Source organism: Oleiagrimonas soli (assembly GCF_000761445.1).
Taxonomy (GTDB): domain Bacteria; phylum Pseudomonadota; class Gammaproteobacteria; order Xanthomonadales; family Rhodanobacteraceae; genus Oleiagrimonas; species Oleiagrimonas soli.
This window is the reverse complement of sequence record NZ_KN196470.1, coordinates 2,082,209-2,095,280: the sequence shown is the minus strand read 5'-3', so window position 1 is coordinate 2,095,280 and position 13,072 is coordinate 2,082,209. Positions and strand designations below refer to the sequence as shown.

At 67.0% G+C, this 13,072-nt stretch carries 13 protein-coding genes; 9 read left to right on the top strand and 4 right to left on the bottom strand.

The genetic code is table 11. The features are described from left to right. Positions 1-26: 26 nt before the first annotated feature. The 3 genes from ligA (at position 27) to LF63_RS09140 (ending at position 4,092) form a co-directional block, all read left to right on the top strand. A complete protein-coding gene (gene ligA, locus LF63_RS09150; RefSeq protein ID WP_043101188.1) occupies positions 27-2,429 on the top strand; it encodes an NAD-dependent DNA ligase LigA in 2,403 nt (800 codons plus the stop codon). A gap of 6 nt (positions 2,430-2,435) precedes the next feature. Further along, complete coding sequence (locus LF63_RS09145) at positions 2,436-3,440, top strand: hypothetical protein (RefSeq protein WP_052394897.1); 1,005 nt, start codon at positions 2,436-2,438, stop codon at positions 3,438-3,440. Positions 3,441-3,543: 103 nt separating this feature from the next. Further along, positions 3,544-4,092 (top strand): CcdC protein domain-containing protein, encoded by a 549-nt coding sequence (locus tag LF63_RS09140; protein WP_043101185.1) that lies wholly within the window; start codon positions 3,544-3,546, stop codon positions 4,090-4,092. A 19-nt stretch (positions 4,093-4,111) separates the two neighbouring features. On the opposite strand, the gene LF63_RS09135 is transcribed toward LF63_RS09140, so the two are convergent. Together LF63_RS09135 and LF63_RS09130 are read right to left on the bottom strand one after the other, a co-directional pair. Beyond that, complete coding sequence (locus LF63_RS09135) at positions 4,112-5,002, bottom strand: NAD(P)-dependent oxidoreductase (RefSeq protein WP_043101183.1); 891 nt, start codon at positions 5,000-5,002, stop codon at positions 4,112-4,114. A 170-nt stretch (positions 5,003-5,172) separates the two neighbouring features. Further along, positions 5,173-6,714: a cryptochrome/photolyase family protein gene (locus tag LF63_RS09130; protein WP_043101181.1), complete on the bottom strand. Its 1,542-nt coding sequence runs from the start codon at positions 6,712-6,714 to the stop codon at positions 5,173-5,175. 347 nt (positions 6,715-7,061) lie between these two features. Between LF63_RS09130 and LF63_RS09125 the strand changes: the two genes are divergently transcribed. From LF63_RS09125 to LF63_RS09105, 5 genes are all read left to right on the top strand, one after another. Beyond that, a complete protein-coding gene (locus LF63_RS09125) occupies positions 7,062-7,850 on the top strand; it encodes a hypothetical protein (RefSeq protein ID WP_152569305.1) in 789 nt (262 codons plus the stop codon). Beyond that, entirely contained in the window at positions 7,847-8,386 is a 540-nt protein-coding gene (locus tag LF63_RS09120) for a GTP-binding protein (protein ID WP_043101177.1), read from the top strand. Before LF63_RS09125 ends, LF63_RS09120 begins: the two co-directional genes overlap by 4 nt. Next, complete coding sequence (locus LF63_RS09115) at positions 8,383-8,796, top strand: roadblock/LC7 domain-containing protein (RefSeq protein WP_043101176.1); 414 nt, start codon at positions 8,383-8,385, stop codon at positions 8,794-8,796. The genes LF63_RS09120 and LF63_RS09115 overlap by 4 nt, the downstream gene beginning before the upstream one ends. A gap of 55 nt (positions 8,797-8,851) precedes the next feature. Continuing rightward, a complete protein-coding gene (locus LF63_RS09110) occupies positions 8,852-9,211 on the top strand; it encodes a hypothetical protein (RefSeq protein ID WP_043101173.1) in 360 nt (119 codons plus the stop codon). Between the two features lie 163 nt (positions 9,212-9,374). Then, entirely contained in the window at positions 9,375-10,244 is an 870-nt protein-coding gene (locus tag LF63_RS09105; RefSeq protein WP_043101168.1) for a hypothetical protein, read from the top strand. A gap of 152 nt (positions 10,245-10,396) precedes the next feature. Here the strand turns inward: LF63_RS09105 and LF63_RS09100 are convergent, their stop codons facing one another. Next, on the bottom strand, positions 10,397-11,245 hold the full coding sequence (locus LF63_RS09100) for a CDP-diacylglycerol diphosphatase (protein WP_161782339.1): 849 nt from the start codon (positions 11,243-11,245) through the stop codon (positions 10,397-10,399). Positions 11,246-11,426: 181 nt separating this feature from the next. Here LF63_RS09100 and LF63_RS09095 point away from each other — a divergent pair, with 181 nt between their 5' ends. After that, positions 11,427-12,656: a winged helix-turn-helix domain-containing protein gene (locus tag LF63_RS09095; RefSeq protein WP_043101164.1), complete on the top strand. Its 1,230-nt coding sequence runs from the start codon at positions 11,427-11,429 to the stop codon at positions 12,654-12,656. A gap of 52 nt (positions 12,657-12,708) precedes the next feature. Here LF63_RS09095 and LF63_RS09090 read toward each other — a convergent pair whose 3' ends face one another. Next, positions 12,709-13,011, bottom strand: a complete 303-nt coding sequence (locus tag LF63_RS09090; protein WP_043101162.1) for a hypothetical protein — start codon at positions 13,009-13,011, stop codon at positions 12,709-12,711. Positions 13,012-13,072 lie beyond the last annotated feature (61 nt).

Below are 13,072 nucleotides of genomic sequence, written 5' to 3'. Positions count from 1 at the left end.
GCGGGTCATTGAAGGAAGACGCATCGATGCCGAACGATCCCGCCCACGCCGACCTCGCGCAGCGCGCCGAGCAGCTGCGCAAGCGTCTGGAGGACGCCAACTACCGCTACCACGTGCTCGACGATCCGGACATTCCGGACGCCGAATACGACCGCCTGCTGCGCGAGCTGGACGCGCTGGAAACCGAGCATCCGGAACTGGCGCGGCCCGACTCGCCGACGCGCAAGGTCGGCGCCCGTGCCGACGGCGGTTTCGCCGAGGTGCGCCACGCGATCCCGATGCTGTCGCTGGGCAACGCTTTCGAGCAGGACGGCGACGACGACGCCACGCGCTTCGTCGAGGTCGGCGATTTCGTGCGCCGCATCGAGCAGACGCTGGATCGCAAACCGCCGGTGTTCTCGGTCGAGCCGAAGCTGGACGGCCTGGCGATCAGCCTGCGCTACGAGCACGGTGTGTTCGTGCAGGGCGCGACGCGTGGCGACGGCGAGACCGGCGAGGACGTCACCGCCAATCTGCGCACGGTACGCGCGATCCCGCTGCGGCTGCGCGGCGAGGACTGGCCGGACGTGCTGGAAGTGCGCGGCGAAGTCGTCATGCTGCGCAAGGACTTCGAGGCCTTCAACGACTGGGCGCGCGCGCACGACGTCAAGCCGCTGGCCAATCCGCGCAACGGCGCGGCCGGTTCGCTGCGTCAGCTCGATCCGGCCAAGACCGCGCAGCGGCGGTTGAGCTTCTTCGCCTACGCGGTCGGCGTGGTCGAGGGCGGCGAGCTGCCGGCCACCCATTCGGCCACGCTGCAGCGCCTGCGCGACTGGGGCTTTCCGGTATCGCCACTGGTCGACACCGCGACCGGCTTCGACGGCCTGATCGCCTACTTCCGCCGCATCGGCGCGCAGCGCGACCGCCTGCCGTACGACATCGACGGCGTGGTCTACAAACTGGACGACTACGAAGGCCAGCGCGAACTCGGTTTCGTCTCGCGCGCGCCGCGCTGGGCCATCGCGCACAAGTATCCGGCGCAGGAACAGATGACCGTGCTGGAGGACATCGAGATCCAGATCGGCCGCACCGGCGCGGCCACGCCGCGCGCGCGCATGCAGCCGGTGCAGGTCGGCGGCGTCACCGTCACCCACGCCACGCTGCACAACGCCGATCAGGTGGCGCGGCTGGACGTGCGCATCGGCGACACCGTGATCGTGCGCCGCGCCGGCGACGTCATTCCCGAAGTCGTGCGGGTGGTGCCCGAGCGTCGCCCGGCGGACGCGCAGCCGTGGCAGATGCCCGAGACCTGTCCGGTGTGCGGTTCCGAGCTGCTGCGCGAGGACGACAAGGCGGTCTACCGCTGCACCGGCGGCCTGATCTGCGCGGCGCAGCGGAAAGAGGCACTGATCCACTTCGCCTCGCGCAAGGCGATGGACATCGACGGGCTGGGCGAGCGCTACGTCGACGCACTGGTCGAGCTGGAGATCGTGCATACCCCGGCCGACCTCTACGGCCTGACGGTCGAGGCCTTCGTCGACATGAAGCGTCGCGCCGACGAACGCGACGGCACCACGCCGGAAACCGTCAAGCAGGGCAAGATCGCCACCAAGTGGGCGGAGAACCTGGAGGCGGCGATCCAGGCCAGCAAGCACACCACGCTGCCGCGCTTCCTGTTTGCTCTCGGCATCATGCATATCGGCGAAAGCACGGCAAAAACACTTGCCAAGTGGTTGGGATCCTTGAAGATCATCGAGTCGATGCCGGCGCAGATTCTGCGCGTGCTGCCCGACGTTGGCGGCGAGGTGGCGACCTCGATCGCGACCTTCTTCCAGCAGCCGGGCAACCGCAAGGTGGTCGACCAGCTGCTGGCCGCAGGCATCGAATTCAGCGACGTCGGCACGCCGTCGCCATTGCTGCGTGAGCGGCTCGACTTCCGGGTGCTGCTGGACCAGGCCGGCATCCAGGGACTGGGGCCGACCAACGCCGGTCGTCTGGCGGAGCAGTTCCCGTCGCTGGATACGCTGAGGACGGCCGGGCCGTCGCACTGGAGTTCGGCGGGACTGACCAAGCCGGCCGTGGCCGGGCTGGAAGCCTTCTTCGCCGACGACAAGCGCGTGGCGCGCCTGCGCCGGGCCGAGCAGGCCATGCATGAACTGCTCGACGCGATTCCGGACACCGCCGACGCGGGCGAGGCCGATCAGCCGCTAGCCGGCAAGACCGCCGTGCTGACCGGCACGCTGTCGACGATGACCCGCGACGAAGCGAAGGAGAAGCTGGAAGCGCTCGGCGCCAAGGTCAGCGGCAGCGTGTCGAAGAACACCGACTTCGTGGTCGCTGGCGAAGCGGCCGGCTCGAAGCTGGACAAGGCGCAGAAGTTGGGTGTCGAGGTCTGGGACGAGGCGCGGCTGCAGGAGTTCCTGGCCGCCCATGCAGACGCGAACGCGTAACGCGCCATGACGGCTCCGCGACCGGCATCTTCGCTTCGGATCGTCCTTGGCTGTGCCGATCTGGATGCCGCGCTGGCGTTCTACACGGAGGAGCTGGATTTCCGGCTGGACATGATCATGCCGGCCGATGCGCCGCGCATGGCGGCATTGTCCGGATACGGTCTCACGCTGGTTCTGCGGCGCGTCGCGGCCGTGGCGCATCCCGGCGATACCGGGCGCGAGGCGGCGAGCATGTCGGCGAACCGCGATGTCGTCGCCGCGACAGACTGGGTCGTCGGACGCGCGGGGATGCAGTACCGCGATCTGATTCCGGGTCGCTGGGAGGGGCGCATCATCGCCTCGCACATCCGCATTCCGCAGGGCGGGCCGGTGCCCGACTACGTGCATTACCACCGGGTCGGCTTCCAGATGATCTTCTGTCGCCGCGGCTGGGTGCGGGTGGTCTACGAGGATCAGGGGCCGCCGTTCGTGATGCAGGAAGGCGATTGCGTGCTGCAGCCGCCGACCATCCGGCATCGCGTGCTGGAAGCTTCGCCGGGTCTGGAAGTGGTCGAGGTCGGTTGCCCGGCGGAGCACGAAACCTGGCGCGATCACGCCTTGACGCTGCCGACCCCGCAACGGCGTCCGCAGCGTCTGTTCGACGGGCAGCGCTTCGTACGTGCCGTGGCGGCCGATGCGCCGTGGCGAATCGCGTCGCCCTCAGCGTCGCATTGCATGCATCGCGATACGGGTATCGCCCAGGCTACCGACGGCGTGGCCGACGTGCGCATCCTGCGTGCCAGCTCCGGTTCGGCGTGCCGCGCACCGACCGCGATGCCGGAGGGTGGCGCGCGGTTCGTGTTCGTGCTGCGCGGGCGGCTGGGTATCCACGGCGCGGACGGCGGCATGCAGGAGCTGCGGACCGACGAGGCATGCCTGCGTGTGCTCGCGCAAGCCGACACGTTCGAGGCGCTCGACACGGACGCCGAATGGCTGGATGTTTGTCTGTCGCCGCGGGCGTTGGCGTCATGACGGTCCGGCGCGACGCGAGCGTGCGACGGACATGCCTTCCGGCAGTCGCCGCTGGCTGCGGGTTCGGCTAGGCTGCTCTTCGATCTGTCAGGGGGATGTATCGGTGTCTGCTCACTGGATGACCTATGCGATTGCGGTGCCCATCGTGGCGCTGCTGATAGGACGCCGCATCAGCCGGCAGTTCGGGCGTCAGCCGGTCCGCCGCAAGCGCATGATCGCGCGCATCGCGATACTCGCCGTGCTGGCTGTCTCGCTCGGCCTCAGCGGGCTGCACGACCCGCGACTGCTGGAAGGTCTGGCCGGCGGCATCGGTCTCGGCGCGCTGGTCGGGTTCGTCGGGTTGCGTCTGACCACCTGGACCGTTGACCCGAAGTTGGGCGATTGCTATATCCCCAACCGCTGGATCGGCGCCTTGCTGACTGCGCTGCTGCTGGGACGATTGGCCTGGCGTTTCATCGTGGTGTGGCCACAGATCGAGGACAGCGCGCGCGCCGCGGGCGTGACGCCGATCCAGCATGCCTCGACGCCGCTGACCTTGCTGGTCTTCGGCCTGCTGGTCGGTTACTACATCGTCTACTACGCCGGTTTGCTGATGCATCACCGGCGTTTCCTGCGCGCTGCGCGCGACGGTGCGGCGACGCCGCCCGTCTGATGCGCTGCATGCGGCGCGGTCAGTCCGCGTCGCGCTCGTCCAGGTGCGCGCGTCGTGCCGCGATGGTGGCCAGCGACGCCCAGTCGCGCTCGCCGTCGCCGCCGGCCAGGGCTTCGAGCAGCGCCTCGCGCGCCACGCCGGCGAAGGGCAGCGGCACGCGTGCATCGTCGCCGGCCTGCAGCGCCAGTCCGACATCCTTGAAGCCCAGGCGGACCGGGAAGCCGGCCGGTTCGTAGCGCGATTCGGCGATCAGCTTGCCGTAGCCCTGATAGGCCGGCGCCGCGAACAGGGTCTGGGTCATGATCTCCAGAAAATCGCTCGCGGATACGCCGTGCGCGCGGGTCAGTGCGGAAGCTTCGGCCATGCTCTCGATGGCCGAGGCCAGCATGAAGTTGCCGGCGATCTTGGCGACGCTGGCGCGCACCGGGTCGTCGCCCAGCGGCCAGGTGCGCTGACCGACGGCGTCGAACAGCGGTTGCAGGCGCTCCAGGCTGGCCGCGTGCCCGGCGCAGACCACGTTGAGCTTGCCGGCGGCGGCCATGTCCGGGCGTCCGAACACCGGCGCGGCGATGTAATGCAGCTTGCGCTTGGCATGCCGTTCGGTCAGTTCGCGCGCCAGGCGCACGGAAATGGTGGCGTGGTTCGCGTGGATGCCGTTCTTAGGCAGGGCGTCGAGTACGCCGCCGTCCAGGATCACCGCGCGCACGGCCGCGTCGTCGGCCAGCATGCTCAGCACCACTCCCTCGGACGCCGCCTCCGCGGGCGTTTCGGCAGCGCGGGCGCCCTGGGCCTGCAAGGCTTTCACGGGTTCGGGCGAACGGTTCCACACGGTGACGTCGTGCCCGGCCGCGAGCAGGTTGGCGGCCATGCCCTGGCCCATGGAACCCAAGCCGATGAATCCTACGTGCATGAGAGCCTCCTCGAAGCGTGGTGGAATAGCCGATTATTTCATGCGCGGACTGCATCGTTGCTGAGTCGCCGTCGGGTCCCTGCCGTCGCAGGACCTTGCCTGGGCGATGCGCGATCTCGAACCGCGTCGTCGCACATGCCGGTGCGGCATCCGATCATCGCTTCATGGACCTACGCGTCCCGCAGCTTCCTTGCCTGACGGCGAATCTGCTGCAGCTCCTGCGCATCGCGCCGATCGAGATTCCGGACCTGCAGTTTCAGGCGCGGGTGATCGGCGAAGCGTTCGCGATGACGATCGAGAAAGTCCCAGTACAGCACGGTGAACGGACATGCGCGCGGTCCGGTGGTGTCGCCGGGACGGAAGCGGCAGGATGCGCAGTAGTTGCTCATGCGTTCGATGTACTTGCCGCTGGCGATGTAGGGCTTGGACGCCATGATCCCGCCGTCGGCCCATTGCGACATGCCGATCACGTTGGGCAGCTCCACCCACTCCACGGCATCGACATAGATCGCCAGATACCAGGCATGCACCTGGCGCGGTTCGACGCCCAGCAGCAGCGCATACAGCCCGGTGACCATCAGGCGCTGGATGTGATGCGCGTAGCCGGTGTCGAGCGTGTCGCGCAGACAGCCGCGCAGGCAGTTCATGTCGGTGTCGCCGGTCCAGTAGAACGCCGGCAGCTCGGCCTGCGCGTCCAGCGCGTTGTCCTCGGCGTGCGCAGGCATGCGATGCCAGTACAGACCGCGCACGTATTCGCGCCAGCCGAGAATCTGGCGCACGAAACCCTCGACGGCCTCCAGCGGAGCGTCACCGCGATCGAGCGCGTCGCACGCAGCCCGACATACTTCGCGCGGGTCGAGCAGTTTCAGGTTCAGCGCCGCCGACAGTCGCGCGTGATACAGCGCCGCACGATGCGGCGGCAGTTCGTCCCACATCGCGTCTTGCCAGCGACCGAAGCGGGGTAGGCGGTGGGCGATGAAATCTTCCAAAGCCTCCAGTGCCTGCGCGCGCGTGACCGGCCAGTCGAAGTGGTCCAGACGGCCGGGATGGTCCGCGAAGCGCTCCGCCACGAGCGTGAGCACGTCACGCGTGCAGGTATCGGGCGCGAAGCTGCGGTGCGGCGGAAGATCGGCCGGCGGGCCGTCGCGCCCGAAGGCGGCGCGGTTGTCGTGGTCGAAGTTCCAGCGTCCGCCGCGCGGCGCATCGCCGTCCATCAGCAGGTCGTACTCGCGGCGCAGGCGACGGTAGAAGTGCTCCATGCGCGGCTGGCGACGGCCACGCATCCAGGTGTCGAAGGCGTCGTGCGAGCACATGAAGTGCGTGTCTTCGCGCAGGCGTACCTCGATGCGTCCTTCGAGCCGTGCTTGCAGGTGCAGGAAGTCGCTGCGCAGGCGCCATTCGCCCGGTTCGACCACGATCAGCTTGCGCGGCTTGAGCCGTTCCAGATCGCGTTCCAGACAGGCAACGAGTCCGTCGTCGTCTGCGGCATCGAGCTCGCGGTAGTGCACCGTCAGACCGCGTTCGCGCAGGGCGTCGCGAAAGTGCCGCATGGCGGCGAGAAACAGCGCGATGCGCGCCTTGTGGCTCCAGACATGGGTGGCTTCGCTCGCGCATTCGGCCATCCACACCGCATCGTCGGCGGGATCGATGTCCGCCCATGCGGCGGAGTGCATGTCGAGTTGATCGCCCAGGATCACGATCAGATTCCGCATCGTTCGGGTTCCATGTGATGTACCGGGACAGGTACGGCCGCGGTGGCTGCAAGGATGCGCGAGGCGTACGCGGCGCGCACGATCTGGCCGGACCTCACCATGGAGCGTTCGCGCACGGGTCGGAAATGCGCGGAAGCTCGTGAATATGCACGTATTTTCCGTGCTTCCAATCATGCACTTTCCCGGCAATTAGGCATGGAATGTGTGTCTCGTCACAAAACGAATTGCGCGCGGAGGGCTAACTGAAATCGCAGGAACGTTCGACGAACGCCATGCCACGCATGGCCTGTGCAGAAATCAGGATGATGAGGGGGTGCGCAGTGGAGAACGAACTTCTGGAACATGTCATGGCCGAACGGCAGCCGCAGGACGCGACACGCGGTTACGGACACGTCCGCTCCGAGCGAACCTGGGGCCAGCGGCCCGTCATGCATGCGATGGCATCCTCTTCATCGGACCTCTCTTCCGTCGTCGCATCGGATGCTCGTCCCCCAGACGAAGCGGCGGCGGAAGGGCTCGCCCGTGTGCTCGATGCCTTGCGCAAAGGCAGCGTCCGCGGTACTGGACGAGCCTTGATTTTGGACGGGGCAACCGAGCGTTTTCACGTCGATTTCGTCACGCAACGCGTGTTCTATCGCGGCGGCGAATCGCTGGACGACCGCATGCTCGGACGTCGACTTCTGGCCATGAGCGCCGGCGTGCGGTTGCTGGACGATCCGACCGGCAAGGTCTTCGCGAAGCCCGATGGAGCGCGCGGCCAGGCGCTGACCAGCATGATCTGGGATGCGGCGCTGGATCTGGATGAAGAGCAGCGCGATTCCGCCATCGACGAAAACACGGTGGTGCGGCTGCTGCGCTGGCCGGGTTTCCACCTGCTCGCGCATCGGCATGACCACTTCCGTTTGTGTTCGCTGATGTTGCGGCGTCCCAGCAGCGCGCGCGAGTGCGTGGAGTTGCTGGATATCGATGTCGAGCAGACCATGGCGTTCGCGCGCGCGGCGTACTGCACGGGATGCGCGGAACTGCAGCCCGGCGTACCGGTCGAGCCGAACGTGAAGACCGGCTGGCGGCAGAGCGGTTCACGACTGGTGGACTGGTGGCGCAGCGTTCGCGACATGCAAAGGAACGCTTCGTGAAGGAATACAAGATTGTCGTGCTCGGCTCGATGGGCGCGGGAAAGTCCACCCTGGTGCGCGCCGTGGCGGCGGGCAACATCGTCGATACCGACGTGGCCAACACCGATCCGGATTCGGACAAGCGGACCACGACGGTAGCGCTGGATTATGCCGACATCGCGTTGCCCGGCGGCGACCGCCTGCGGCTCTACGGCGCGCCCGGCCAAACGCGTTTTGAATTCGTCTGGCCGACGCTCCTGCGCGGCGCGGCGGGTGTGGTGCTGATGGTCGATGCCACCCGCGAACCGCTGGATGTCGAAGTCGAGCGTTACCTCAGGGTTGCCCGCGAGGCCGGCGACATGCCGATCGTGGTCGGCCTGAGCCGTCTCGACCTGGTCGACGGCGACCCGCAGGACGTCATGGCGCGCGCGGATGCCGTGATCGCCGGCCGCGTGCCGCTGGCTCCGGTCGATGCGCGCAGCGAGGAGCAGGTGCTGATGCTGATGGACGTGCTGGTGAGCGAAATCGAATCCGCCGAACTGATGGGGTATGCATGAAATCCACGGCCAGGGATGTGCCGACGCGCACGCAACGCACCGATCTTCAACACCACCTGGACGCGCTTGGCAAGGATCTCGTCGGCATCCGTTCGGCGGTCGTAGCCAGCGTCGACGGCTTCGCGATCGCACATGCCAGCGTGTCCCAGGTCAGCGAGGAAAAGCTCGCCGCGATGACCAGCTCCATGCTGGCGCTGGCATCGGCGATCGGTCGCGAGCTGGCGATGGGCCGGCTCCAGACGCTGATGCTGGATGCCGACATCGGCAAGGTGCTGATGCTGACCATCGACACCCCGCGCGAACCGCTGTTGTTGATGGTCGCCTGCTCGCAGAAGAGCGTGATGGGAAAGGTCCTGTGGGCCGCCCGCGAATGTGCCAAGGAAATCAGCGCCACGCTGTCCGCGGCCTAACGATGGCCACGGTCGTCCGTGGTCGGGAATGAACCAACCGGGAAGGGGAACGAAGATGTCCAATCTGTCCGAAGCGCTGCAGGAACTGATGTCCATCGACGGCGCGCAGGCCGTGTCGCTGGTGGATTACAGCAGCGGCATGCTGCTGGGTGAGGCTGGCTCGGGAATCGACATGGAAGCGGCGGCGGCCGGCAACACCGAGGTGATCCGGGCCAAGATGCGCACCATGGACGCGCTGAAACTGGACGACGAGATCGAGGACGTCCTCATCTCGCTGCACAAGGCGTACCACATCATCCGTCCGGTCGCCTCGAACGACGGACTGTTCATCTACGTCGTGCTCGACCGCAACAAGTCCAACCTCGCGCTGGCGCGACGCAAGGTGCTGGACGTGGAGAAGAAGCTGGAAATGTAGGCACCGTTGCGTGCGTTCGATGCGCGCGCCGCCCGCCGCATCCACGGCGGGAGGCGCGCGTGTGATGTGCCGTAAGTCCCGTAGACCGGCAGCCGAACCGGCGCTAGGGTGACATCGCCCATCCAGGGTGATCGCGCGGTCCTCCTTGACGGAGACGTGCATCATGAAAACCAAGCTCATGGTTCTGGCGGTCGCGTTCCTGTTGCCGGCGGCTGCGGTCGCCGAAAACGGCAGTCCGTTGCATGGCATCTGGAAAGTGGACCCGGGTTCGATCCGGGCGACCCATCCGCATGCGTTCGAGATCAGGGACGGTATCTACGCATGCCTCAGCTGCAGACCGCAGTACCGGATTCCCGCGGATGGCGCGTTCTATCCAGTACCGACCGCCTCAGGCGGCGATGAGGTCGCGGTGATCGTGGTCAACACGGGCAAGGTGCAGATCACCGAGCGCAGAAACGGCATCGAGATGGCCAGTACAGTGCGTGAACTGACGGGCGATGCCGGGTTGACCCGCGTGACGCGTACGGACCTCTCCGGCGAGAAGCCCGTCGTAAGCACGTTCCATCATCGTCGCGACGGACTTCCATCGGATGCCACGCACGCGACTTCGGGATCGTGGAAAGATGCGACTTATACGGAGCTGTCGGACAGCGGTCGAACTTTTACCTATCACGTCAGCGGCAACCGCCTGCAGATGACCGATCCGCGCGGACACGCATTCGTGGCATCGATGGATGGCCGGGAAACGCCCTACGCCGGATCACATCTGATCAGCACGGTCAGCGTGCAGAAATTGGCACCGCACCGGATGCGGATGACGACCCGGCATGACGGGCGGGTCGTGGGCGTCACGACGGTGCATGTGATGCCCAATGGTGAATGGATGCGCGTGGTGCAGGAACAGGCTGATGGTAGCCATATGGTCTATCTCGCCACGCGTCTTCGTTCGACAGCGCTGCGTTCCGCGCAGGTGCCGCTCGGTGGCGAGGTGCCGCAGGACTGTGCGTTGCATGGATGCGCGTTGGAACATTGAGCAAACCCGCGGATGGCGTCGCATGCGCACGAACACGAGGAGGTTCAAGTTGACGTCTGCAAGAACCCGTCGTGCGGACGGATGTTCACATTGGTCCGCACGACGTTCGCCGGCCTTCGAGACGGCTTCTCCGTGCAGCGCCCCAGTGTGTGCTAACCGCGATCGGGTTCGAAAGCAACGGCGCAGCTGCGGTCGTGCAGATCGTCGCTGTTGCCGTGGCTGCCCTCGGCGTTGGCGCGTGTGCTGAGCAGCACGAAGCCCGGTTGCCCGTCGGCGCGCTGCGCGCCGACGACGACGAGACTGTGCCACTGCATCTGTGCGGGATCGCGCAGGAACTGTGCCAGCGACTTGAACGGATTGATGGAGAGCTGCGCGCCACCGACCCAGCGAGCGATGTAGCGGTCGCCCTGCGCATCGGGCAGGCGCATCGGCAGCGTCGTCCAGCGCGTGGTCAGTTGCGGCAGGGCCTGCCGTAACGCTGCGCGCACGGTGGGCTTCACGCAGTCCACATGGATGTGCAACTGGTTCTGCGAGCGGCCGTGGGCGGAATTGACGACCAGCGCGATGTCTTCGCGCGGCACGGTTCGGTGCAGGGCTGCTTCGGTGTACATGCGCGCCGTCCAGGCATCGGCCAGGTAGTTCGGCGCATCGGGGCGCAGCAGGAGCGGGCTCTCGATGCCGGGGATGCGCGCCAGCGGAAGCACCAGATACTGATGCGCGCCGGTGCGGTCCTTGAACACGGCGTAGCCGCGATCGGGATGCTGCGCCGACGTCACCTCGACGCACGGTGCGGGCGGGTAGCGCCCCTGGCTGGCCGCGGGCGTGCACTGGTCGTGCACGAAGTGCCACAGGATGTCGGGATTCTCCCGCGGCGCCGCCGCCTTGGCCATCCGCTCAGGCGGCGTGCTGCAGGCGGCGAGCAACACGGTCGCCAACGCTGCGAAGGCGAGAGCGCGCCGCGAGAGCGAGCGTCCGGGGTCGGAATCTGAAGATCGGTGCATGGCGATTCGTGAGCGGGGGGAGCGGTTCAGCGCGCGATCTAGGATGGCGGGCTGTGTCGTTCGTGGCGCTCGACTATATTGCAAACCTTCCCTTGCAGGAAACGACGAACATGCATTCATGCGTTCCCGCGCACATGCGTAACGCGCACGCTGTGCCTTGCTGTCTTCCGCGGAGAGCCGCATGCGGGATCTGACCCTGACACAGGCTCGTGCCCTGCATCTTGCCGCGCAGGGGGTGCTGCGCCCGCCGCCCCGGCGCGCCCGGCCGGCCGATGTCGTGGCGGCGATCCAGCGCATGCTGCTGCTGCAGATCGACAGCATCCACGTGGTCGCTCGCAGTCCGTACCTGGTGCTGTTCTCGCGGCTCGGTGCGTATCCGCAGGCATGGCTGGAGGAAGCCCTGGCGGATGGCCGCATCTTCGAGTGCTGGGCTCATGAAGCCTGTTTCGCGCCGGCCGATGATTTTCCGCTGCACCAGGCGGCGCGAACTCTCCGCACGCGGCACTGGGCCTTCAGAAACGCACAGCGCATGCACCGGGAGCAAGGCCCCTTGCTGCGCAAACTACTGGCGCAGGTGCGCACAGAAGGTCCGCTGCGTGCCGGCGATCTGGCCTCCAACCAGCCACGGACATCGGGCTGGTGGGAATGGAGCGCGGAGAAAAAGGGTATCGAGGCGCTGTTCGCACTTGGCGAGGTCATGGTGTCGCGACGCGAGCGCTTCCAGCGTGTCTACGACCTGGCCGAACGGGTGCTTTCGCGCATGCCGGTCTCAACGCAGGAGAGCTGGACGCGGGACGCCCTGCGTCTGCGCTTGGCCGAAGATGCCATACGCGCGCTGGGCGTCGCCCGATCGGGCTGGGTCGGCGACTACCATCGCCAGGGCGCGGTGCCGGACGCCGTGCTGCAGACGCTCCTGGAGCAGCAGCGCGTGCTGCCGGTCGCGGTGCGCGGATGGGACGAGCCGGCGCTGGTGCATCGCGATCACGAAGCGCTGCTTTCACGCGCGACCGGCGGCCGGCTGCGTGCCACGCACAGCACGCTGCTTTCGCCGTTCGATCCGGTGGTGTGGGATCGCGCTCGCGCGCGCGAGCTGTTCGACTTCGACTATGCGTTGGAGTGCTACACGCCATCGCACAAGCGGCGCTACGGCTACTTCGTGCTGCCGTTGCTGCATCGTGGGCGACTCGTCGCCCGCGTCGACGCCAAGGCGCATCGGCGCGAGGGCGTGTTCGAGGTGCGCTCGATGCATCTGGAGTCCTGCGCAATCAAGCCGACCGACGCGCAACTGCAGGGCATGGCGCGAGCCTTGCTGGACTGCGCGCAATGGCATGGGACGCCGCGCGTGGAACTCGCTTCGTGCGAGCCGGTCGAAGCCGGCAGGATGCTTGTGAAGCGCTTGCGCACATCGTGAACGGCGCAGTCGTGGAGCGACTGCGCCGTCGGTTACCACGTGAAGCGATGGGTCAGCGAGCCGCCAGGCGTTCGGCGACGTAGCCGTGGGTCTGCACGATGCGTGCATGCATCTGTGCCAGACGCGGCTTGTCGGCCGCGTACCCGCGATCCATTGCGGTGCTGTCGGAATGCACGGATGGGCAGTAACGTAGACAAACGCGGTACTGGGTGTCGCAGTCGGTCGCGCCGGAAGCCACGCAGTTTTCGTAGGCAGGCATACAGGTGTCGCAGTTCGGCAGCGCGCGGGCCGGAGAGGCCGCCAGGCCGGCCACCAGGGCGACGCCGGTCAGAACAAGAGCAGTGCGAATATCCATCTTCAGACTCCATGTCCGCTCCTTCATTGGAGCGATTTCAGCATAGGAGCGAAGTCGGCGG

Coding starts and splice junctions, on each gene's coding strand:
- ligA (WP_043101188.1), top strand. CDS start 27: ATGCCGAACGATCCCGCCCACGCCGACCTCGCGCAGCGCGCCGAGCAG.
- LF63_RS09145 (WP_052394897.1), top strand. CDS start 2,436: ATGACGGCTCCGCGACCGGCATCTTCGCTTCGGATCGTCCTTGGCTGT.
- LF63_RS09135 (WP_043101183.1), bottom strand. CDS start 5,002: ATGCACGTAGGATTCATCGGCTTGGGTTCCATGGGCCAGGGCATGGCC.
- LF63_RS09130 (WP_043101181.1), bottom strand. CDS start 6,714: ATGCGGAATCTGATCGTGATCCTGGGCGATCAACTCGACATGCACTCC.
- LF63_RS09125 (WP_152569305.1), top strand. CDS start 7,062: ATGGCCGAACGGCAGCCGCAGGACGCGACACGCGGTTACGGACACGTC.
- LF63_RS09115 (WP_043101176.1), top strand. CDS start 8,383: ATGAAATCCACGGCCAGGGATGTGCCGACGCGCACGCAACGCACCGAT.
- LF63_RS09110 (WP_043101173.1), top strand. CDS start 8,852: ATGTCCAATCTGTCCGAAGCGCTGCAGGAACTGATGTCCATCGACGGC.
- LF63_RS09105 (WP_043101168.1), top strand. CDS start 9,375: ATGAAAACCAAGCTCATGGTTCTGGCGGTCGCGTTCCTGTTGCCGGCG.
- LF63_RS09100 (WP_161782339.1), bottom strand. CDS start 11,245: ATGCACCGATCTTCAGATTCCGACCCCGGACGCTCGCTCTCGCGGCGC.
- LF63_RS09095 (WP_043101164.1), top strand. CDS start 11,427: ATGCGGGATCTGACCCTGACACAGGCTCGTGCCCTGCATCTTGCCGCG.
- LF63_RS09090 (WP_043101162.1), bottom strand. CDS start 13,011: ATGGATATTCGCACTGCTCTTGTTCTGACCGGCGTCGCCCTGGTGGCC.